This is a genomic window from Mesorhizobium sp. W050 (assembly GCF_054719535.1).
In genome coordinates this window covers 4,893,420-4,913,523 of the sequence record NZ_JBTTIH010000001.1, presented here as the reverse complement: position 1 = coordinate 4,913,523, position 20,104 = coordinate 4,893,420, and the positions used below count along the sequence as shown (strand labels likewise).

Genomic DNA, 20,104 nt, shown 5'->3' with positions numbered 1-20,104 from the left:
GGTGGGGGTCGCGACGGCCCGTGCCCAACCCCCACCCGACCGCTGCGCGGTCACCCTCCCCACAAGGGGAGGGTAAGGGCGCCCTGAATGCATTTCGGACCCCACCTCCTCCTCGCCGCCCTCGAAGGCCTTGTCACCTCTGCCGTGTTGGCGCTGACGGCGCTTGGGCTGTCGCTGGTGTTCGGCGTCATGCGCGTCGTCAACGTCGCCCATGGCGAGTTCTTCATGCTGGGCGCGGTGCTGGCCTGGGCGATCTCGACGGCGATACCCGGCCATCCCACGCTCGGCTTCCTGGCGGCGCTGGTGATTGCGCCGCTGATCGTCGGCGCCATTGCGCTGGTAGCCGAGCGGCTTGTGCTGCGCCGGCTCAATTACAATCCGGAAGCCACCATCGTCGCCACGATCGGCATGCTCTACATCATCCAGCAGCTGGCGTTGAGCTTCTATGGCCCGGAAGCGCGCCCGGTGGAGCCGCCCTTCAGCTACCGCATCCTTTTGCCCTGGTTCGGCTATTCCGGCTACAAGCTGTCGATCATTGCCGCTTCGGCCCTTCTGCTCATCGCCACCTGGCTGGTGCTGACGCGCACCAAGATCGGCCTCATCATGCGCGCCACCCAATATGACAGCGAGACGGCGCAGGCCTTCGGCATTCCGGTCGACCGCGTCTATGCCGGCGTCTTCGGGCTCGGCGCCATGCTGGCGGCCATCGCCGCCGTGCTGATCGTGCCGATCAGTCAGGCGCATTATCTGATGGGACAGGACCCGCTGCTGTTGTCCTTCATCGTCGTCATCATCGGCGGCCTCGGCTCGCTGCGCGGCACCGTCGTCGCCGCCGTGCTGATCGGCCTGTCCGACGGCATCATCTCGGTGTTCTTTTCGCCGACTTTGGCCAAGATCATCGCCACGCTGCTGGTGGCCATGGTGCTGGTATTCCGGCCGCAGGGCCTGTTCGGGCAGGCGTCGCGATGAGCGAAGCTTCGCCGGCAAAAGCCTATGCATTGCATCTCGGCGTCATCGCGCTACTGTTTGCGCTGAGCTTCGTCCTGCCCGACTACCATCATGGCCTGCTAGCCCGCATCATGGTGCTGGCGGTGTTCGCCATGGGCTACAACATGCTGTTCGGCTATGTCGGCCTGCTCAGCCTCGGCCACGCCATGTTCTTCGCCGCCGGGCTCTATGGCGCTGGTCTCGCGGTCATCCATCTCGGCTGGAGCGTGCCTTTGGCTTTCCTCGCCGGTATCGCCTGCGGCGCGCTGCTGGCACTGGTGATCGGCCTGCTGGCGCTGCGCACCACCGGCGTCGCCTTCATGATCGTCACCATGATGTTCGCGCAGGTGTTTTACCTCGTCATCCTCTATTTCGCCGCCTGGACCGGCGGCGACCAGGGTCTGGTCGTGCCGCAGCCGGCGCGGGTTCTGGCCTTCGGCGCGACATCGCTCGACCTAACCAACCCGACCGTGCGCTACATGAGCGCGCTGGCGCTGTTCTCGGTCGTGCTGCTGATCACCCTCGCCATCGTCCGCTCCCGCTATGGCCGCGTGCTGGTCGCGGTGCGCGAGAACGAGGAGCGCACGAAAATGCTGGGCTACGACACCTTCTCCAACAAGCTCATTGCGGTCGTCGTCTCCGGCACCATCTGCGCCGCCTCGGGTGCGGCCTATGCGCTGCTGTTCGGCTATGTCGGCTCGAGCTTTGCCTCGGTGCAGTATTCCATCCTGCCGCTGCTCTGGGTGCTGCTCGGCGGCGCCGCCACGACGCTGGGTGCGCTGCTTGGCACTGTGTTCATGTACTATGTCATCGACACCGCCAGCGGTTACACCTCCGCCTATCTCCTGATCGTCGGTATTGCGCTCATCCTTCTGGTGCTGTTTTTCCCCAAAGGCATTCTGGGCACCATCCGCCAGCGCTGGCTCGGGTGGCTGCCATGATGCCGTTGCTGACCACCAAAGGCCTGGCGCGCAGTTTCGGCGGCCTGCGCGCCGTCGACGGTGTCGATTTTCAGCTGATGCCGGGCGAGATCCGCGCCGTCATCGGCCCCAATGGCGCCGGCAAAACCACCTTCGTCAGCCTGGTCAGCGGCCGCATTCAGCCATCATCCGGCATGATCGTCTTCGACGGCGCCGACATCACCAGCCAGCCGGCCTATCTCAGGGTGCGCCGGGGCATCGCCTACACCTTCCAGATCACCAGCGTCTTCGCCAACCTCTCTGCCTACGATAATGTCGCGTTGCCGGTGCAGCGCACGCTGACCGATGGCCGCTCGAAAGGTGCGGTGCGCACCGGCGTCATGGCCGCGCTGGAACGCACCGGACTTGCCGGCCGCGCCCATATGCCGGCCGGCCAGCTTTCCTACGGCCATCAGCGCCTGCTGGAAGTGGCAATGGGCCTGGCGCTGAAGCCGCGGCTTTTGATCCTCGACGAGCCGACGCAAGGGCTGGCCGACAGCGAGATCGACAATTTCATCGAACTGGTGCGCGAGATCGCCAAGAGCGCCACCGTGCTCCTGATCGAGCACAACATGCCTGTCGTCATGCAACTGGCCGACCGCATCACGGTCTTCAACGCCGGCAGGATCCTGGCCGAAGGCACGCCCGAACAGGTCCGCGCCAACACACAGGTGCAGGAAGCCTATCTGGGAACGGCGGCATGAGCGAAGCCCCCAAGACTGAGGCCCACGAGACTGAGGCCCACGAGACTGAAGCGCTGACCATCTCCAGGCTCGACTGCTTCTATGGCGAGGTTCAGGTGCTTTACGAGCTTGATCTCGTGCTCAACAAGGGCGAGGTGCTGTGCCTGTTCGGTCGCAACGGCGCCGGCAAGACGACGGCGCTGAAAGCAATGATGGGGCTGGTTCGGTCGAGCGCCGGTTCGATCCGGCTCGCCGGCAAGGAGTTGACCGGCCTGCCGGCGCATGAGGTGCCCAAGGCCGGCGTCGCCTATGTGCCGCAAGGCAGGCGGCTGTTCGCCGAGATGACGGTGGCGGAAAACATCGAGATCGGTCTGATGGCGCGCGGCAAGGGCAGAGCGACGCGCGAGAGCGTGCTCGACCTCTTCCCGTTGCTGCGCCAGCGGCTGCGGCAGCGCTCCGGCACTTTGTCCGGTGGCGAACAGCAGATGTTGGCCATGGCCCGCGCGCTTTGTCTGGAGCCGCAGGTGCTGTTGCTAGACGAGCCGACGGAGGGGCTGATGCCGTCGATGATCGCCAAAATCCGCGAGACGGTGGTGAAGCTGCGTGAGCTAGGTGTCTCCACCATTCTGGTCGAACAGCGCGTCGACGCCGTGCTGTCCGTCGCCGACCGCGTCTGCTTCATCGAGAACGGCCGCAACCGCGAGACCGTCGATGTCGAGCAATTGCGCGCCGACCCATCGGCAGTCAGGCGCTATGTCGGCGTCGGCTGATCAGCCGAAAAACAGGAACCCGGCGGTCAAAAAGATCGGGATCAGCACCAGCCCTGACCATGCCATGTAGCCGAAGAAGCCCGGCATCTTCACACCGCGGTGTCGGGCGATGGCGTAGACCATGAAGTTGGGCGCATTGCCGATATAGGTGTTGGCGCCCATGAACACCGCGCCGGCCGAGATCGCGGCCAGCGTCGAGGCCGCCTCCGTCATCAGGTGCCGCGCGTCGCCGCCTGCGAGTTCGAAAAACACCAGATAGGTCGGCGCATTGTCGAGGAAGGACGACAGCCCGCCGGTCAGCCAGAAATAGGCGAGATCATTGGGCTGCCCGGTGGGTGACGTCACCAGCGCGACCAGCGGCGCCAGCGCGCCGTCATGGCCGGCGCGAAGGATGGCAATGACCGGCACGATGCAGATGAAGATGCCGGCAAACAGTTTTGCCACCTCCGCGATCGGGCCCCAGGTGAAACCGTTCGCCTCGCGATGGCTCTTGAGGGAAACGACAAGCGACAGTCCGGCGAGCCCCAGGATAATGGCGTCGCGCGCCAGGTTCTGCAGTTCGAGGCTCACGCCCAGCACTGAAAAGCTCACGCCCGGCTTCCATGCTGCCGACAGCAGGATGGCGGCGATGACGCCAGCCAGCAGCGGCAGATTGGCCAGGCCGCGCAGACGCACCTTCGTATCCGGCGTCGGATCCTTGATCTTCGGCGCGCCGCCTTCACGGCGATGCAGCATGATGTCGATGGCCAGGAAGACAAGCAGCACCAGGCCGCCGGTAAACAGCGTCTCGCGCCAGAGGTTCGCCGACGTCCAGAAGAAGTCGACGCCGCGCAGGAAGCCGACGAACAATGGCGGGTCGCCCAAGGGCGTCAACGAGCCGCCGATGTTGGACACCAGGAAGATGAAGAAGATGACGACATGGGCGTTGAACTGCCGGTTGTCGTTGGCGCGCAGCATCGGCCGGATCAGGATCATCGAGGCGCCGGTGGTGCCGATCACCGAGGCCAGCATCGCCCCGACGAGCAGCAGCCCGGCATTGACCAGCGGCGTGCCATGGATGTTGCCGGCGACAAGGATGCCGCCCGAAATGGTGTAGAGCGCGAACAGCAGGATAATGAACGACATGTACTCGGTGAGCAGCGTGTGCAGCACGGCTTCACCGGCTACCGGAACGCCGAATGCAACCATCAGGGGGATGACCGCCAGCGCTGCCCAGCCGGCGGCGATCTTGCCGTAATGATGCTCCCAGACATGGTGGAACAGCAGCGGTCCGGTGGCGATCGAGAGCAGCAGGCCGGCGAAAGGCAGCGCCCACCACAGCGACATGGCAGCATCGGGCAGGCCGCGGGCCTCGGCCGCGAAGGCCATTTGCGGAGACGCAGCGGAAGCGAGTACACCTGCCGCGAAAGCCTTCCCCAACCGTGTGCAGCCCCCTCGATGCCTCACGATCCAGTCACTCCGAGATCGGGTCTTCGAGCCTCACCCCGGCATCGCGCATCCGCTTCAGCATCGCCTCGACCGAACCGTTGAGATCGATGCCGCGGCAGGCGTCGAGCCGCACCGTCGTCTTGAAGCCTTGCTTGACCGCGTCGAGGGCCGAGAAGGCGACGCAGAAGTCGGTCGCCAGGCCAACCAGGGTCACGGTGCCGATGCCGCGCTCCTTGAGGTAGCCGGCGAGCCCGGTCGGCGTCTTGTGGTCGTTCTCGAAGAAGGCGGAGTAGCTGTCGATATCAGGGCGAAATCCCTTGCGGATCACCAACTCGGCCTTGGTCCAGGCGAGCCCCGAGTGAAAGTCCGAACCGAGGCTGCCCTGGATGCAATGGTCGGGCCACAGAGTCTGCGGCCCATAGGGCATCTCGATGGCGCTGAAGGGCTGGGCACCCGGATGGCTGGAGGCAAAGCTCGAATGTCCGGCCGGGTGCCAGTCCTGCGTCAGCACGACATGCTCGGCGTGCCGAATCATATCGTTGACCAGCGGCACGATCTCGTCGCCGCCGGCAACCGCCAGCGCGCCGCCGGGGCAGAAGTCGTTTTGCAGGTCGATGACAACAAGCGCTTCGTCGGCCATGGCGCCTCTCCTCTTCTACGTCTCGAACGGGGGATCGAGTGAAATACGCCGCTGATGCGACCGGATGCAGAAACTTGACCGGATGGCCGCCTGCGTCAACCTCCTACAGCGCCGCGCGTCCCCTTCGGACGCGCAAAGGACGCTGTAGCACTTTACATTGCGCAGGATCCTTTTCGAAAATCGATTCCGATTTTTGGGGATCGTGCGCGGACGTAACAAATGCGTGGCGGCCGGGTTCTCTTAAACTCCGGCTTTGACAATTTCCGCCAGCTTGATATCATTTGCATACGAATGAATTTGGCCTGATCAGACATTGGCGGGGTTCGGGAAGACCCCACCTTCTGAAGGCCCCAATGGGAAGGCCGATTTTTTTGGAAGGCAAAGCGTGATCCGTTACGCGAAACCCACCACGCTAGACGAGGCGCTCGCTCTGCTGGGCGAGGGCGCCTGGCGCGTGCTTGCCGGCGGCACCGATTTCTATCCGGCGCAGGGCGCCAAACCGTTCCGCGACAATGTTCTCGATATTAACGGCCTGGCCTCGCTGCGCGGCATTGCCGAGACCGAAACCCATTGGGTTTTGGGCGCCCGCACCACCTGGACCGACCTTGTCCGCCATCGATTGCCGGCGGCTTTCGATGCGCTGAAGCAGGCCGCGCGCGAAGTGGGCTCGCTGCAGATCCAGAATGTCGCCTCGATCGCCGGCAATCTCTGCAATGCTTCGCCTGCTGCCGATGGCGTTCCGGGACTGCTGGTGCTGGACGCCGAGGTCGAGCTGCGCTCTGCAGCCGTGACGCGTCATCTGCCGCTGCAGGAGTTCATTCTCGGCAACCGCCGCACCGCGCTGCTACCGGGCGAGCTGGTTACCGCCATCCGGGTGCCGAAGCCCAGGGCCACCGGCACGTCGGCCTTCGTCAAGCTCGGTGCGCGGCGCTACCTCGTCATCTCCATCGCCATGGTGGCGGCGCGCCTCGTTGCCGAGGCTGGCATCGTCATGGAAGCCGCTGTCGCGGTCGGGTCCTGCTCGGCCGTGGCCAAGCGGCTCGCCGCTGTCGAAGCCGTGCTGGTGGGCAAGCCTGTCCGCCCGGCACTCGCCGGTGCGATCTTGGCCGCGCCGATGACCGAGCTCTCGCCGATCGCCGACGTGCGCGGCAGCGCCGAATACCGGCTCGACGCAGCGCGCGAGCTTGTCGCCCGCGCCGTGCTGGGGGCTTGCGGGCTGACGAACGACAACAGCATGGTGGCGGCATGAGCCACTCCGACATGATTGAAGCCCTGCCTGATCTCGTGCCGGGTTTCGGCCCCGAGCGCGTAGACATCGTCTTCGCGGTCAATGGCGGCGCCGTCTCGGTCAACGTGCCGCCGTTGCGCCGGCTCTCGCAGGTTTTGCGCGACGAATTGCAGCTGACCGGCACCAAGGTTGGCTGCGATGCCGGCGATTGCGGCGCCTGCACGGTGCTGGTGGACGGCGACGCCGTCTGCGCCTGCCTGATGCCAGCGGCCTCCGCAGCCGGGACGTCCGTAACGACCGTCGAAGGCCTTGCCGATGGCCGGTTGTCGGCGCTACAGGCGTCTTTCCTGGCGCATGGCGCCGCGCAGTGCGGAATCTGCACGCCGGCGCTGCTGGTCGCGGCAACGGCGCTGCTGGATGGCACGCCGAATCCGACCGAGACCGAGGTGCAGGATGCGCTGGGTGGCATCCTGTGCCGTTGCACGGGCTACAGAAAGATCATCGCGGCAGTGATGGATGCGGGACGGTTCGAGACGTCGACCGGCGGCGCTGCCCCTCATCCGCCTGCCGGCACCCCGTATAGTGACGGGGATAAGGGAAGTGCTCCAGCGCCGACGCTCCCCTCTCACCGTTCTTCACGGGGAGAGGGTAAGGGTGAGGGGCAGCGCCAACGTCATTCGTTGGAATTCAACTTTGAACGTAGAATGCCAACCACAGGGAATGCTGTAGGCGCCTCCCCGGTCCGGCTCGACGGCGTGCCAAAAGTCACCGGCGCTGAAAAATTCGGCGCCGATGCCTTTCCCGCCGATGCGCTGGCCGTGCTGGTGGTTCGCTCGCCGCATTATCATGCCGGCTTCGCCTTCGGCGACCTGGAGGGCTGGGTGAAGTCGCATCCCGGCATCGCCGGCGTCTTCACCGCCGCCGACATTCCGGGAAAAAACTGTTTCGGCGTCATCGGTCCGTTTGCCGACCAGCCGGCGCTGGCCGAAGGCTTTGCGCGGCTGCGCGGCGAGGCAGTGGCGCTGGTCGCCGGCGAGCGCGAGGCCATGCTCGATCTCGACCTCCAGGATTTCCCGGTCCGCTGGACCGAGCTGCCGCATTTTCTGCAGCCCGGCGACGCGCAGGCAGAAGGGGCGGCGCTCATCCACGCGAACCGCCCGGCCAATTTGTTGACCAAGGGCTTTGTCGAGCGCGGCGACCCCGAGGCGGCGCTTGGCGAGGCTGCCTTCACAGTGTCCGGTGCCATCGACACCTCCTATGTCGAGCACGCCTATATCGAGCCGGAAGCCGGCCATGCCTACATGGACGGCGACACGCTAGTCGTCGTCGCCTGCACCCAGGCCCCCTACATGGACCGTGACGAAACGGCAAAGGTGCTCGGTCTTGCCGTCGACAAGGTGCGCATCGTGCCGACCGCGACCGGCGGCGGCTTCGGCTCGAAGCTCGACGTGTCGCTGCAGCCGCTCATCGGCCTTGTGGCACTGAAAACCGGCCGGCCGGCGGCGCTTGCCTACACCCGCACCGAATCGATGATGTCGACCACCAAGCGCCACCCCGCCGAGATGAAGGCGACCATCGGCGTAGATGCCGAGGGCCATGTCACCGGCATGGTCTTCACAGGCGATTTCAACACCGGCGCCTATGCCAGCTGGGGCCCGACTGTCGCCAACCGCGTGCCGGTGCATGCCTCCGGTCCCTATGCGACGCCGAACTACCGCGCCGAAGGCCGCGCCATCCACACCCACGGGCCGATTTCCGGCGCCTTCCGTGGCTTTGGCGTGCCGCAGGCGACGATCATGCAGGAGACGCTCTATGATGAGCTCGCCGGCAAGCTTGGCATGGACCGGCTCGATTTTCGGCTGAAGAACTGCCTTCGGAACGGATCCGAAACGGTTACCGGACAGCGACTGGAGTCGGGCGTCGGCATATTCGAGTGCCTCGACTCCTTGCGGCCGCATTGGGCTCGCGCGACGGCCGACGCAGATACATTCAACAATGCCAATACGAGCAAAAAGCGCGGCGTCGGCATCGCGTCCTGCTGGTATGGCTGCGGCAACACCTCGCTGCCCAATCCGTCGACCATAAGGGTCGGTATCTCGCCAGAGGGGGAGGTCATCCTGCATCAGGGCGCCGTCGATATCGGCCAGGGCTCCAACACCGTCATTGCCCAGATCTGCGCCGACGCACTCGGCCTGCCGCTGGAAAAATTCAAGCTGAGAAGCGCCGACACTGCGATCAGCCCCGACGCCGGCAAAACATCGGCCTCGCGCCAGACTTTTGTCACCGGCAAGGCGGCCGAAAAAGCCGGCCGCGCCTTGCGCGAAAAGATCCTGCGCTTTGCCAATGTCTCGGAGAACGCGGCCCTGCAATTGGACGGCCCGGCGATCGTCATTCGTGAGGGCGAAGCCACTCGGCGTATCGATCTCGCCGCGCTCGATGTCGATGCGGACGGCTACGTCTTCCGCGCCGAGGAAACCTACGACCCGCCGACGCTGCCGCTCGACGCCAAGGGCCAAGGCAAGCCTTACGCCGTCTATGGCTATGGCGCGCAGATCGCCGAACTGGAGGTCGACCTCAAGCTCGGCACGGTGAAGCTCTTGAAAATCACCGCCGCGCACGATGTCGGCAAGGCTATCAACCCGCTGCTGGTCGAAGGCCAGATCGAAGGCGGCATCGCGCAAGGCATCGGCATGGCGCTGATGGAGGAATACATCCCCGGCCGCACCGAGAATTTGCACGACTATCTCATCCCGACCATCGGCGATGTGCCTGAGATCGAGCACATATTGATCGAGGTTCCCGATCCGGAGGGACCGTTCGGCGCCAAGGGCCTGGGCGAGCATGTGCTGATCCCGACCGCACCCGCCATCCTCAACGCCATACGCCACGCCACCGGCGTTCTCATCACCAAGGTTCCGGCGACGCCGACGCGCATCCGCGCCGCCATCCGCGAAAAAGATGGCATCCGCGACAAGGAGGCACGCCGATGAGCGAGCTTGCCGAACGCTTCGAAACCCACGATCCCGGCGAAAAGCTGGTGGCGGAAAAGATCCGCTGCGATGCCTGTCCGGTCATGTGCTACATCGCCGATGGCCGCACCGGCGCCTGCGACCGCTACGGCAATGTCGGTGGCCGCATCGTGCGTATGGACCCGCTGACCATCCTCGACCATGCGGCAGAGAGCGGCGCCGCGGTCGTGCCTTTCACTGCCGAGGGCGAGCAATGGGACGGCGAACTGGTCAACACCGGCCGCCGCTTCGTCACTGCAATCGGCGCCGGCACCACCTATCCCGACTACAAGCCGGCTCCCTTCATCGTCAGCCAGGAGGTCGAGGGGGTCGATCTGGTGACCGTGGTCACCGAGGGCATTTTTTCGTACTGCGGCGTCAAGGTGAAGATCGATACCGACCGCCATCTCGGTCCCGAAACGGCAATCGTGCGCGCGCAAGGCGAGCCGATCGGCCACGTCACGACAGGCGAATACGGCTCGCAGATGCTGTCGCTGGGCGGCGTGCATCATCTGACCGGCGGCTCCAAGGCCGAAGGCCGGGCAACCTGTGACGCGATGCTCAGTCTGTGCAATCGCAAGCCGGTCGAACTGACCATCGATGGCGGCGCCACCATCATCGTCGAAGCCGGCAAGCCGCCTGTCATCGACGGCAAGCAGGAACACCGCATGCGTGTCGGCTGCGGCTCGGCCACCATCGGCATGTTCGCCACGCAATGGCGCGGCCTTGTCGACGAGGTGGTGGTGGTCGACGACCATATCACCGGCGTCGTCTCCGAGCATCAGGCCGGCAAGGTGCTGGGCTGGCAGGATACCGGCATCAAGATCATCGGCCGCCGTTCGACGCCGGGCCGCTATTTCAAGGTTTCCGAGCCCGGCCTCGGCTGGGGCGGCACCTCGATTTCCGACCCGCTGTCGATCCTCGGCGAATGGAACGCCAAGAAGGGCGCCCGCCCCGGCCTGTCGCTGCTGATGGTGTCGACCACCGGCGAGCAGTTCGCCTATTACGAGCTCGACGACGAGTTGAAGCCGGTGGAAAAACCGTTCCCCGAGCGGCTGCAGAAATCGGTCGGCCTGATCGAGGACAATTGCGAGCCGGCGCTCTGCACCGTGCTGTTCATCGGCGGCGCCGGCGGTTCGCTGCGCGCCGGCGTCACCGAAAACCCGGTCAATCTCACCCGCTCGGTGCAGGGCTTGAATACCTATGTTACCGTTGGCGGCGCGCCGGTCTATGTCTGGCCGGGCGGCGGCATCACGCTGATGGTCGACGTCATGCGCGTGCCGGAAGGCGCCTTCGGCTATGTGCCGACGCCGGCGCTGGTGGCGCCGATCGAATTCACGCTACGCCGCGACGACTATGTCCGGCTGGGCGGCTACGAGGCCGAGATACGCAGCGTCGAGGATATCGTTGCCAAAGGCGGCGAATATCTCAACCCGCGCCGCGGCTCAGGCGCCGAGGCCCACAATCCATGGCCGCCGCTGGCGCAGTTGCGCCGCGTCGGCTCGAACGGGGCCTCTTGATGCAAGGCCCGCAAGTCCACTGGCTGCAGGACGGCAAGCGGCTGCATCTCAACCACGGGCCGATCGACCTGATCGTCCAGGCCTTTGGCGAGGCGGATGAGTGTCGTGCCGCCTACGCCCAGTCGATCGAGCGCTTCCAGACGATCCTGGTCGAGTTGGTCAAGGAGCTTCCGGAACTGCGCCTCCCGGCATTTTTCCTGGCGCCACGCACCTTTGCCGGTCCGACGGCCCGCCGCATGGAAGCAGCCGTCATGCCCTTGGCGGAAAGCTTTATCACGCCGATGGCCGCCGTCGCCGGATCGGTAGCCGACGAAATGCTCTCGGCATTGCTTGCAGGCCGCAGACTCGACCGCGCCTATGTCAACAATGGCGGCGACAGCGCACTCCACATCGGCAAGGGCCAGTCGATGAACCTGGCGATCGCCGGCACCGGCAACGGCATGGCCGACCGTCTCACCATTCGCTCGGCGGACGGCGTGCGCGGCGTCGCCACGAGCGGCTGGCGCGGCCGTTCGTTCTCGCTTGGCATTGCCGACGCCGTCACCGTGCTCGCGCGCACCGGCGCCGAGGCCGATGCGGCCGCGACACTCATTGCCAACGCCGTCGACCTGCCCGGCAATCCCGCCATCAAGCGCATTCCCGCGCAGGACTTGGCGCCCGACAGCGATCTCGGTGCACGGCTGGTGACACAAGCCGTCGGCGTGCTCGCGCGTGGCGATGTGGAGCGGGCGCTGGACAATGGCCTTGCCGTCGCCGAAGATTTTCGCCGGCGCGGCCTGATTGCCGCATCGGCGCTGTTTCTAGGCGGGGAAGCCCGCATCAGTGGTTCCATGGCGCTTGCCGCGCCCAACAAAAGTCCAGGGAAGGAAGTTGCGCATGCCTGAGTTTCCGATCCGCAAGATCGCGGTTCTTACCGAAGAGATCTTTCACGATGGCGGGCCGGCCCCGGCCGCGCCGCGCCGCCGTGCTGCCGCCGTGGCGCTGGTCAAGAACCCCTTCGCCGGTCGTTACGTGGAAGAGCTGCAGAGCGCCATGGACGATCTGAAGCCGCTTGGCCTGCTGCTCACCGACAAGCTCATTGCCGCATTGGGCGGCGACATCAAGCAGATCGACGCCTACGGCAAGGGCACCATCGTCGGTTCGTCAGGGGAGCTGGAGCACGGCGCGCTGTGGCATGTGCCGGGCGGTTACGCCATGCGCGAGCGGCTGGGCGACGCCAAGGCGATCGTGCCGTCGGCAACCAAGGTCGGCGCCTTCGGCTCGCGGCTCGACGTGCCGCTCGGCCACACCAACGCCGCCTATGTGCGTAGCCATTTCGACGCCATGGAGGTCGGTCTCAGCGACGGGCCGCGCGCCGACGAAATCCTGTTCTGCCTCGCCATGAGCTGCGGCCCCCGCGTGCACGACCGCATGGGCGGCCTGGCGGTCGGCGACATCAAGGCCTGGGACGGCTTGCGATGAGCGGCGGGGACAATCTTCTCAAGCTCGTCGAGGCCGAAGAGCCCGACGAACATGACTACCGCCTGCAGGAGCAGGTCGGCTTCATCCTGCGCAAGGCGCATCAGCGCCATGTCTCGATCTTTGCCGCCCAGATCAGCGACCTGACGCCGCCGCAATTCGCTGCACTTGCCAAGCTGCACGATGTCGGCGAGACCTCGCAGAACCAGTTGGGCACGCTGATCGCCATGGATGCGGCGACGGTCAAGGGCGTCATCGACCGGCTGAAGGCGCGTGGCCTGGTCGATCTGACCAAACACGAGGTCGACAAGAGGCGGCTGCTGGTCAACCTCACGCCAGAGGGACGCGAGGCGATCGAACGGCTGATCCCGTTGGCCCGCGCCATCACCCAGGAAACGCTGGCGCCGCTGACCGCCAAGGAAGCGGCCACCTTTATGCGGCTGCTGGCAAAGTTGGCCTGAGCAATCAGGCGCGCAGCCTCGCGCCTTCGGGATCGAAGAACGGCATCGGCGCCACCACCGCCCGTGTCGGCTTGCCGTCGATGTCGATGCTGAGCTCGGTTCCGATGGCGGTGAACGGCAGCCGCAAATGCGCCGTCGCCAGAACTTTGCCTAAGGAATAGCCGTGATCGCTGTAGGTGACGACGCCGGCATCCTCGCCGTCGGCGAAAACCCTGGCATCCGTCGCGGCCGGCTTGTCACCGTCGAGAATCAGCCCGGTCCAGCGTTCGTCGAGCCCCTTGCCGCGAATTGTGAGCAATGCCTCGCGGCCGATGAACTCGCCCTTGTCGAACTTGATCCAGCGATCGAGCCCGACATGGAAGGGCGTACGGCTCTCGTCCATGTCGATGCCATGCGCCGGATAGGCCTTTTCCAGCCCGAGCGTGAACATGGCCAGCACGCCGTATGGCTTCAGGCCGAAATCGCTACCGGTCCGCATCAGCGCGTCCCAGACGGAAGTCGCCTCGTCCGCCGGCACGAACAGTTCGAAGCCGAGCTCGCCGGTCACCCCGGTGCGTGAGATCAGGACTTTGGTCTCGCCGACGCGCCCTGAAGTGAACGCCCAGCGTTTCAACTCAGCGAGATCGGCATCCGAAACCAGTGCTTTCAGCAGCTCGCGTGAGCGCGGCCCCTGTATGGTCGGGAAGGCGACGGCCGCGGTGATGTCGGTGACATAGGCCTTTCGCGCTTCAGCATGATGCTGCAGCCAGGGCAGCATCTTCAGCCGGTTGACCGAACCGGTCACCAGCATGAAATGCTCCGATCCCAGCCGGAACACGGTGAGGTCGTCCATGATGCCGCCATCGTCGCGGCAGACGGTGGAATAGCGCACCTGGCCGGGGCTCATCGCGGCCGCATCGTTGACGATGATGTGGTTGACCAGCGCCTCGGCTTCCGCCCCCTTGATGTCCATCTTGCCCATGGTGCTGAGATCCTGCACGCCGACATTCTTGCGCGTGTTCAGGTGCTCGTCGGCAATGCCGGAGTAAGTTTTGGCCGAGACGAAATCGCCGCCGACCCGGCCCATCGTGGCGCCGAGGCCAACGATGCTGGTGTAGAAAGGGGAGCGCCGCTCAACCAAGAAACTTCTCCGTCATCTCATGAAAACGGCAGCGCCTGATGGCGCTGCCGAGGTAGGAGCGGTGAAGGGGTTAACTTCCGTAGACGTCGAACAAGAAGTATTTGTCGTTGATTTCCTTGTACTTGCCGTTGGCACGCAGGGCGTCGATGGCGGCATTGAACTTGTCGGCCAGTTCCTTGTTGCCCTTTTGCAGGGCGATGCCGACGCCGGGTCCATGAATGGCCGGATCGGCGGCCAGCGTGCCGAGCAATTTGCAGCAGGCGCCATCGGGCTTCTTCAGCCATTCGGTCAGGATGATCGAGCCGTCCATCATCGCGTCCAGCCGGCCATTGGCCATGTCGGTGCGGGCGTCGTCGCCGGTCGGATAGGCCTTGACGGTCGAGCCGGAGTATTTCTTCTCGGCGAAATTCTGGTGGATGGTGGCGCTCTGCACACCCAGCACCTTGCCCTTCAGATCGTCAGGCGACGTGCCTGCAATGGTCGAATCCTTCGGCACGGCGATGGCCGGTGGCGTCTGGTAATATTTGTGGGTGAACTCGACCTTCTCGGCCCGTTCCGGCGTGATGGTGATGTTGATGATGGCGTCGAACTTGCCGGCCTGCAGCGCCGGAATGGAACCATCGAAATCCTGTACGGAGAATTCGCACTCGGCCTTCATCTCGGCACACAGCGCCTTGCCGAGGTCGATGTCGAAGCCGCCCAGCGTGCCGTCCGAATTGGCATAGTTGAAGGGCGGATAGGCGCCCTCGGTCCCGATCCTGAGTTTCTCGGCGGAGGCAGCACCGGTCCCAAGCAGCAGGGCGGCGGAAGCGGCAAGCACGAAACGACCGAAAAGACGCATGTTCCCGATCTCCGTTGACTAAGCAATTCCAGGGAAGGTGTTGGCGGTTTCCCGTCCGGAATTGCGCGAAAACAAGGATAGAAGTCTATGGTCTTTTGCAGGCCCCACGGAGACGGAAACGACATGCTCTGCGGCGATCACGGCGTGGCAAGCCGTCCTTCCCCAGGAATCTTACTGTGATCTAAATTACAGACCGATCATGGACATGGGCGCATGCTCAGCTGGAAGTAGACGGTCGTGGGAGGGACCTGGGGATGGACCAGCAGGAATTCGTGCAGGAAGCCGCGCAGCGGCGCATAGACGACGACATCGCCAAGCGCATCAGGGTTCACCAGGCCAACATCGAGCGGCTCGAAACCGCAAGGGAAAGTGCCGGCAATCTCGAGGCGGCCGTCGCCAACCGGCCGCTGGTGATGCTGGCGCAGGGCGATTCCTGGTTCGACTATCCGCTGACCGGGAACGGATTTCCGTTCGTCGACACCGATGTGATCGCGCAGCTGCGCCGCATCGGCTCGATGCCGCCGACCATCCTCAACCTTGCCCATCATGGCGATGCGGCGACCGACGAGATGTCGCTGCCCAAGCAGCAGCGCATGATCGCCGCCCTGCGCAACAAGGCCAACTGGCTGGACGGCAAGCCCGATGCCATCCTGTTCTCTGCCGGTGGCAACGACATTGCCGGCGACCAGTTCTGCATCTTCCTCGACTTCAATGACGGCCACGCCCCCGGGCTGAACAAGAACCGCTTCACCAAGGCGCTCGGCATGGTCGAGGCCTGCTATCTCGATTTGTTCGCGCTGCGCGACCGCGTCGCGCCAGGCGTGCCGATCTTTGGCCATTGCTATGATTTTCCGATCCCGAACGGAGCGCATCCGTCCTGTGTCGGCCCGTGGCTGAAACCGTCGCTCGATTTCTGCAACTGGACGGTCGCCAAGGGCACGGTCATCGTTCACGACGCGCTGGCGGCGTTCCGCGATGTGGTGAAGCGCCTGGCCGACGATCCCAACAACAATTTCCATCTGGTCGACACGCAGGGAACGTTGAAGGTGGCCGACTGGGCCAACGAACTGCATCCCGATCCCGCCGGCTTCAAGAAGATCGCGCAGAAATTCGCCGATGCGCTGAAGGCCAAGCTGCAGACCTGACGCGGCTCGGGCCTGTCGGCTGTCAGGTTCCGAACAGCTCTTTGGCTTGTTCATCGGTGTAGTAACCAAGCCTGATGTCTTCGGCGACCAGTTTCGGGTCGCGCTCACGCGGATCGCCATAGCCGCCACCGCCCGGCGTGCCGACGCGCACGCGGTCGCCGGCCCTGAGCGCGATGTCCTGCTCCTTGGACAGATGCGGCGGTACGTGGGCTTCGCCGCCGCGGAACACGGTCACTGTGTTCACCGCGCCGTCCTTGCCGCCGAGCGCGCCTTGCGGGCCGAAACGGCCATGGTCCATGACGAAGGACGCGCGCGCCTCGCCTCGCAATATCTCGACCTCATAGGCGAGGCCAAAACCGCCGCGCTGCTTGCCGGCGCCGCCCGAGCCTTCGCGCAAGGCATAGTGGCGGTAGAGAACCGGAAAGGCCTGCTCCATGATCTCGACCGGCGGCGATTTCGAAATCCCGATGGTCGAGCAGCCATTGGTCAGGCCGTCATGGCCTGAATTGCCGCCATAGCCGCCGCCGGAGATCTGATACATGACATAGTCGCGGCCACGTGCCGGATCGTTGCCGCCCAGCGCGAAATTGCCGCTGGAGCCGGCGGGTGCAGCCGTCACCTTTTCCGGCAGCGCCTGCACCATCGCCGCGAACACCGCCTCGGCGATGCGCTGCGAGACTTCAGCCGCGCAGCCCGAGACCGGCCGCGGGTATTTGGCGTCGAGGAACGTGCCTTCCGGCCGCTTGACGATCAGGGGCTCGAAAGCGCCGGCGCTGATCGGCACATCAGGGAAAATATGGCGCATGGCGAGATAGACCGACGACAATGTCGTCGCCAGCACGCTGTTCATCGGCCCCGCGCATGGTTTTGACGAGCCGGTAAAATCGAAGGTCAGCGTGTCGCCCTGCTTCTCGACGGCGAGCGCGATGGTCAGCGGTTCGTTGACCACGCCGTCCGAGTCGACAAAGGCCTTCGAACTGTATGTGCCGTCGGGAATGGCGGAGATGTTGGCGCGCATCTGCTCGGCGGCGCGGCGACGCAGTTCGGCGATCGCCCCGACGACAGTTTCGTCGCCGTAACGATCGAGGATTGCATTGAGCCGGTCCTGACCGATCAGCAGTGCTGCGGCCTGCGCTCTTATATCGCCGATGCGCTGATCGGCGACGCGGATGTTGGAGCAGATGATGGCGTAGATTTCCGTGTCCAGCACGCCCTTCTTGAACAGCTTGACCGGCGGCAGCCGCAGGCCTTCCTGCTCGACGGCGGTCGCGGAAGCGGAGAAGCCGCCCGGCACCGAGCCACCGATATCGGGCCAGTGGCCGGTATTCGATAGCCAGCAAAATATCTTGCCGTCGCGGTAGACCGGCATGGCGAAGCGCACATCCATCAGATGAGTGCCGCCGAGATAGGGATCGTTGACGATATAGATGTCGCCCGGCTCAGGTGGCAGGCAGCGGCCGTCGGCGATCATCTCGATCACCGTCCTGGTCGAATACTGCATGACGCCGACGAACACCGGCAGGCCCTGGCTGCCTTGTGCGATCAACGAACCATCGACGGCCGAGTAGATGCCGTCGGAGCGGTCATTGGCCTCGGCGATGACAGGCGAGAAGGCAGCGCGGGAGAAAGTGAGATCCATCTCGTCGCAGACCTGCTGCAAGGCTGCCTGCAGGACCGAAAGCGTGATGGCGTCGAGCTTTTGCATCTCAGGCCTCGCCAATGTGGATGATGATGTTGCCGTCGGCGTCAGAACGTGCACGGTCGCCGGGTTCGAGCACGGTGGTGGCGTCCATCTGTTCGAGGATCGCCGGCCCTTGGATAACGGCATCGAGCGGCAATTTTTCGCGTGCGTATATGGGCGTATCGTGGCAGCGTCCGGCATACCAGACCGGCCTGATTTCGCGCCGCGCCTCGTCAAGTGTCCCAGCGCGCCCGGCCGGGTCGATCAGCCGTGACAGGTCGATCGCCGGCCGCACGCCCGTCACCGACGTGTTGAGGTTGACCAGATTGGCGCGGATCTCCGGCAGTTCGACCTTGAAGCGGGCGAAATAGGCTTTTTCGAACAGCGCCTGCAACTCCTGCCTTGTCACCGACGACGACGGCAGCGCCACGTTGATGATGTGGGTCTGGCCGACGAACTGCATGTCGGCGGAATGGGTGACGCGGATCGTTTCCGGCTTCACCGCTTCCTTGCCGATCAGTTCCTCGCCTTCCCCGCGGTGACGTTCCAGCACCTCGCGAAGCCTGGCTTCATCGAGCACGGCGACCGGCTGGTTGATCGTGTTGACGAAGTCGTGACGCAGATCGGCCACGACGCAGCCGAGCGCATTGGTGATGCCCGGACGCGCCGGCACCAGCACGCGGGGCAGGCCGAGTTCGCGCGCCAGGGCGGAGGCATGCAGCGGCCCGGCGCCACCGAAGGCGAACAGCGCGAAATCGCGCGGATCATGGCCGCGCGACACCGAGACCATGCGGATGGCGCCGGCCATCTTCATGTTGCCGAGGCGCAGCACCGCGCCCGCCGCTTCGACGCCGGAGAGGCCGGCGGCCTTGCCTATTCTGTCTTCGAAGATCCCGGTGACCCGCTCGACGGTGACCGGATTTTCGACCGCCAGCAGCTTCTTCGGCGCCAGCCGCCCGAGCACCAGATTGGCGTCGGTGATGGTCGGCTCCAGGCCGCCGCGGCCGTAGCAGATCGGGCCGGGATTGGCGCCGGCACTTTCCGGGCCGATCTGGATCAGGCCGGCGGCATCGACCCGGGCGATGGAGCCGCCGCCGGCACCGACCGTATGCACCGCCACCATCGGCACGTGGATCGGCATCGCATATTCGATCTCGATCTCGTTGGAGACCGCCGGCTCGGCGTTGCGGATCAGCGCCACATCGGTCGAGGTGCCGCCCATGTCGTAGGTGACGAGGTTTTCAAAGCCGGCGCGCTTGCCCGTATAGGCGGCGGCGATGACGCCGGAGGCCGGGCCGGACATCACGGTCTTGGCCGACTCGCGCGTGACGAAACGGGCCGAGATCATGCCGCCATTGCCGTTCATGATCAGGAAGTCGCGGGCATAGCCCTTGGCGGCCAATTCCTTGCGCAGCCGCTCGACATAACGCTCGAGGATCGGCTGCACCGAGGCGTTGACCGCGGCGGTAACGCCGCGCTCGAATTCGCGGGCTTCCGACAGCAGCGCATGGCCAGTCGTGATGTAGCCGTTCGGCCAAAGCTCGGCGGCGATTTCGGCCGCGCGCCGCTCATGTCCAGGGTTGGCGTAGGAATGCAGGAAATGGATGACGAGGGACTCGCAGCCGGCCCCGATCAGCGTCTTCACGGCGTCGCGCATCTCGGCCTCGTCGAGCGGCGTGCGCACCGCGCCCGACGCCTCGACGCGCTCCGACACTTCGAGCCGGAGATCGCGCGGGATGATCGGAACGAAGCTTCCGGTCATGCCATAGGGCTGCGGCCGTGTGCGGCGGCCAAGCTCGATCACGTCGCGAAAACCGCGCGTGGTGATCATGCCAGTTTTCGCCAGCCTGCGTTCCAGCACCGCATTGGTGGTGGTGGTCGTGCCATGCACGATGAGGTCGATGCCGTCTATGGCAAAGCCTGTGGCGCCCAGCGCTGAAACCACGCCGAACGCCTGGTTGTCGACCGTCGTCGGCGTCTTGGCGATATGCACCTTTCCGCCGTCATTTCCGTCGATCAAAATGAGGTCGGTGAAGGTTCCGCCAACATCGATGCCGGCAACGACGTGACCCAGGGAATCCGGTTGTTGCACCGAAAAATTCTCTTTCATTGTCGAAATCCGAAATGGCGGAACTACGAATATGCCGCAGTTTGGAAAGCTGTTTTAGCGTGGTA

17 protein-coding genes are annotated in these 20,104 nt (G+C 64.8%); 11 read left to right on the top strand and 6 right to left on the bottom strand.

From position 1 onward, the window contains the following. Positions 1 to 87 precede the first annotated feature (87 nt). Genes ACYG9Y_RS23570 through ACYG9Y_RS23555 form a run of 4 tightly spaced genes read left to right on the top strand, consistent with a single transcriptional unit; the run spans position 88 to position 3,399 of the window. Positions 88 to 969, top strand: a complete 882-nt coding sequence (locus ACYG9Y_RS23570) for a branched-chain amino acid ABC transporter permease (RefSeq protein WP_023671284.1) — start codon at positions 88 to 90, stop codon at positions 967 to 969. After that, positions 966 to 1,928: a branched-chain amino acid ABC transporter permease gene (locus ACYG9Y_RS23565; protein ID WP_023689192.1), complete on the top strand. Its 963-nt coding sequence runs from the start codon at positions 966 to 968 to the stop codon at positions 1,926 to 1,928. Before ACYG9Y_RS23570 ends, ACYG9Y_RS23565 begins: the two co-directional genes overlap by 4 nt. Next, complete coding sequence (locus tag ACYG9Y_RS23560; protein WP_023739692.1) at positions 1,925 to 2,650, top strand: ABC transporter ATP-binding protein; 726 nt, start codon at positions 1,925 to 1,927, stop codon at positions 2,648 to 2,650. The genes ACYG9Y_RS23565 and ACYG9Y_RS23560 overlap by 4 nt, the downstream gene beginning before the upstream one ends. Continuing rightward, positions 2,647 to 3,399, top strand: a complete 753-nt coding sequence (locus ACYG9Y_RS23555) for an ABC transporter ATP-binding protein (RefSeq protein WP_023739691.1) — start codon at positions 2,647 to 2,649, stop codon at positions 3,397 to 3,399. Before ACYG9Y_RS23560 ends, ACYG9Y_RS23555 begins: the two co-directional genes overlap by 4 nt. Here ACYG9Y_RS23555 and ACYG9Y_RS23550 read toward each other — a convergent pair whose 3' ends face one another. Continuing rightward, the gene (locus ACYG9Y_RS23550; RefSeq protein WP_023739690.1) at positions 3,400 to 4,767 is read right to left on the bottom strand and encodes a sodium:proton antiporter; all 1,368 of its coding nucleotides are present in this window, start codon (positions 4,765 to 4,767) and stop codon (positions 3,400 to 3,402) included. An 85-nt stretch (positions 4,768 to 4,852) separates the two neighbouring features. Then, the gene (pncA, locus tag ACYG9Y_RS23545) at positions 4,853 to 5,467 is read right to left on the bottom strand and encodes a bifunctional nicotinamidase/pyrazinamidase (RefSeq protein WP_023739689.1); all 615 of its coding nucleotides are present in this window, start codon (positions 5,465 to 5,467) and stop codon (positions 4,853 to 4,855) included. Between the two features lie 385 nt (positions 5,468 to 5,852). Here pncA and ACYG9Y_RS23540 point away from each other — a divergent pair, with 385 nt between their 5' ends. The 6 genes from ACYG9Y_RS23540 to ACYG9Y_RS23515 are packed head-to-tail and all read left to right on the top strand — an operon-like array spanning position 5,853 to position 13,142. Continuing rightward, complete coding sequence (locus tag ACYG9Y_RS23540; RefSeq protein ID WP_023739688.1) at positions 5,853 to 6,716, top strand: FAD binding domain-containing protein; 864 nt, start codon at positions 5,853 to 5,855, stop codon at positions 6,714 to 6,716. Continuing rightward, positions 6,713 to 9,685 carry a molybdopterin-dependent oxidoreductase gene (locus tag ACYG9Y_RS23535; RefSeq protein WP_023739687.1) on the top strand — a complete coding sequence of 991 codons (2,973 nt, stop codon included), beginning with the start codon at positions 6,713 to 6,715 and terminating at the stop codon, positions 9,683 to 9,685. The genes ACYG9Y_RS23540 and ACYG9Y_RS23535 overlap by 4 nt, the downstream gene beginning before the upstream one ends. Continuing rightward, a complete protein-coding gene (locus ACYG9Y_RS23530; RefSeq protein WP_023739686.1) occupies positions 9,682 to 11,223 on the top strand; it encodes a hypothetical protein in 1,542 nt (513 codons plus the stop codon). Before ACYG9Y_RS23535 ends, ACYG9Y_RS23530 begins: the two co-directional genes overlap by 4 nt. Further along, positions 11,223 to 12,107 carry a UPF0280 family protein gene (locus tag ACYG9Y_RS23525; protein WP_023739685.1) on the top strand — a complete coding sequence of 295 codons (885 nt, stop codon included), beginning with the start codon at positions 11,223 to 11,225 and terminating at the stop codon, positions 12,105 to 12,107. Before ACYG9Y_RS23530 ends, ACYG9Y_RS23525 begins: the two co-directional genes overlap by 1 nt. Continuing rightward, entirely contained in the window at positions 12,100 to 12,684 is a 585-nt protein-coding gene (locus tag ACYG9Y_RS23520; RefSeq protein ID WP_023695904.1) for an amino acid synthesis family protein, read from the top strand. Before ACYG9Y_RS23525 ends, ACYG9Y_RS23520 begins: the two co-directional genes overlap by 8 nt. Beyond that, a complete protein-coding gene (locus ACYG9Y_RS23515) occupies positions 12,681 to 13,142 on the top strand; it encodes a MarR family winged helix-turn-helix transcriptional regulator (RefSeq protein ID WP_023671294.1) in 462 nt (153 codons plus the stop codon). Before ACYG9Y_RS23520 ends, ACYG9Y_RS23515 begins: the two co-directional genes overlap by 4 nt. A 4-nt stretch (positions 13,143 to 13,146) precedes the next feature. Here ACYG9Y_RS23515 and ACYG9Y_RS23510 read toward each other — a convergent pair whose 3' ends face one another. Together ACYG9Y_RS23510 and ACYG9Y_RS23505 are read right to left on the bottom strand one after the other, a co-directional pair. Continuing rightward, a complete protein-coding gene (locus ACYG9Y_RS23510; protein ID WP_023739684.1) occupies positions 13,147 to 14,262 on the bottom strand; it encodes an aminomethyltransferase family protein in 1,116 nt (371 codons plus the stop codon). Positions 14,263 to 14,332: 70 nt separating this feature from the next. Next, the gene (locus ACYG9Y_RS23505; protein ID WP_023700430.1) at positions 14,333 to 15,103 is read right to left on the bottom strand and encodes an ABC transporter substrate-binding protein; all 771 of its coding nucleotides are present in this window, start codon (positions 15,101 to 15,103) and stop codon (positions 14,333 to 14,335) included. 254 nt (positions 15,104 to 15,357) lie between these two features. On the opposite strand from ACYG9Y_RS23505, the gene ACYG9Y_RS23500 reads away from it, so the two are divergent. After that, positions 15,358 to 16,248: an SGNH/GDSL hydrolase family protein gene (locus ACYG9Y_RS23500; RefSeq protein ID WP_023689203.1), complete on the top strand. Its 891-nt coding sequence runs from the start codon at positions 15,358 to 15,360 to the stop codon at positions 16,246 to 16,248. A gap of 22 nt (positions 16,249 to 16,270) precedes the next feature. On the opposite strand, the gene ACYG9Y_RS23495 is transcribed toward ACYG9Y_RS23500, so the two are convergent. Further along, complete coding sequence (locus tag ACYG9Y_RS23495) at positions 16,271 to 17,953, bottom strand: hydantoinase B/oxoprolinase family protein (RefSeq protein ID WP_023739683.1); 1,683 nt, start codon at positions 17,951 to 17,953, stop codon at positions 16,271 to 16,273. 1 nt (position 17,954) lies between these two features. Then, the gene (locus ACYG9Y_RS23490; protein WP_023749332.1) at positions 17,955 to 20,039 is read right to left on the bottom strand and encodes a hydantoinase/oxoprolinase family protein; all 2,085 of its coding nucleotides are present in this window, start codon (positions 20,037 to 20,039) and stop codon (positions 17,955 to 17,957) included. Positions 20,040 to 20,104 lie beyond the last annotated feature (65 nt).

What these genes read in the sequence shown, in the direction of transcription:
- ACYG9Y_RS23570 (WP_023671284.1), top strand. Translation starts at nt 88, where the DNA reads ATGCATTTCGGACCCCACCTCCTCCTCGCCGCCCTCGAAGGCCTTGTC.
- ACYG9Y_RS23565 (WP_023689192.1), top strand. Translation starts at nt 966, where the DNA reads ATGAGCGAAGCTTCGCCGGCAAAAGCCTATGCATTGCATCTCGGCGTC.
- ACYG9Y_RS23560 (WP_023739692.1), top strand. Translation starts at nt 1,925, where the DNA reads ATGATGCCGTTGCTGACCACCAAAGGCCTGGCGCGCAGTTTCGGCGGC.
- ACYG9Y_RS23555 (WP_023739691.1), top strand. Translation starts at nt 2,647, where the DNA reads ATGAGCGAAGCCCCCAAGACTGAGGCCCACGAGACTGAGGCCCACGAG.
- ACYG9Y_RS23550 (WP_023739690.1), bottom strand. Translation starts at nt 4,767, where the DNA reads ATGGCCTTCGCGGCCGAGGCCCGCGGCCTGCCCGATGCTGCCATGTCG.
- pncA (WP_023739689.1), bottom strand. Translation starts at nt 5,467, where the DNA reads ATGGCCGACGAAGCGCTTGTTGTCATCGACCTGCAAAACGACTTCTGC.
- ACYG9Y_RS23535 (WP_023739687.1), top strand. Translation starts at nt 6,713, where the DNA reads ATGAGCCACTCCGACATGATTGAAGCCCTGCCTGATCTCGTGCCGGGT.
- ACYG9Y_RS23530 (WP_023739686.1), top strand. Translation starts at nt 9,682, where the DNA reads ATGAGCGAGCTTGCCGAACGCTTCGAAACCCACGATCCCGGCGAAAAG.
- ACYG9Y_RS23525 (WP_023739685.1), top strand. Translation starts at nt 11,223, where the DNA reads ATGCAAGGCCCGCAAGTCCACTGGCTGCAGGACGGCAAGCGGCTGCAT.
- ACYG9Y_RS23520 (WP_023695904.1), top strand. Translation starts at nt 12,100, where the DNA reads ATGCCTGAGTTTCCGATCCGCAAGATCGCGGTTCTTACCGAAGAGATC.
- ACYG9Y_RS23515 (WP_023671294.1), top strand. Translation starts at nt 12,681, where the DNA reads ATGAGCGGCGGGGACAATCTTCTCAAGCTCGTCGAGGCCGAAGAGCCC.
- ACYG9Y_RS23505 (WP_023700430.1), bottom strand. Translation starts at nt 15,103, where the DNA reads ATGCGTCTTTTCGGTCGTTTCGTGCTTGCCGCTTCCGCCGCCCTGCTG.
- ACYG9Y_RS23500 (WP_023689203.1), top strand. Translation starts at nt 15,358, where the DNA reads ATGGACCAGCAGGAATTCGTGCAGGAAGCCGCGCAGCGGCGCATAGAC.
- ACYG9Y_RS23495 (WP_023739683.1), bottom strand. Translation starts at nt 17,953, where the DNA reads ATGCAAAAGCTCGACGCCATCACGCTTTCGGTCCTGCAGGCAGCCTTG.
- ACYG9Y_RS23490 (WP_023749332.1), bottom strand. Translation starts at nt 20,039, where the DNA reads ATGAAAGAGAATTTTTCGGTGCAACAACCGGATTCCCTGGGTCACGTC.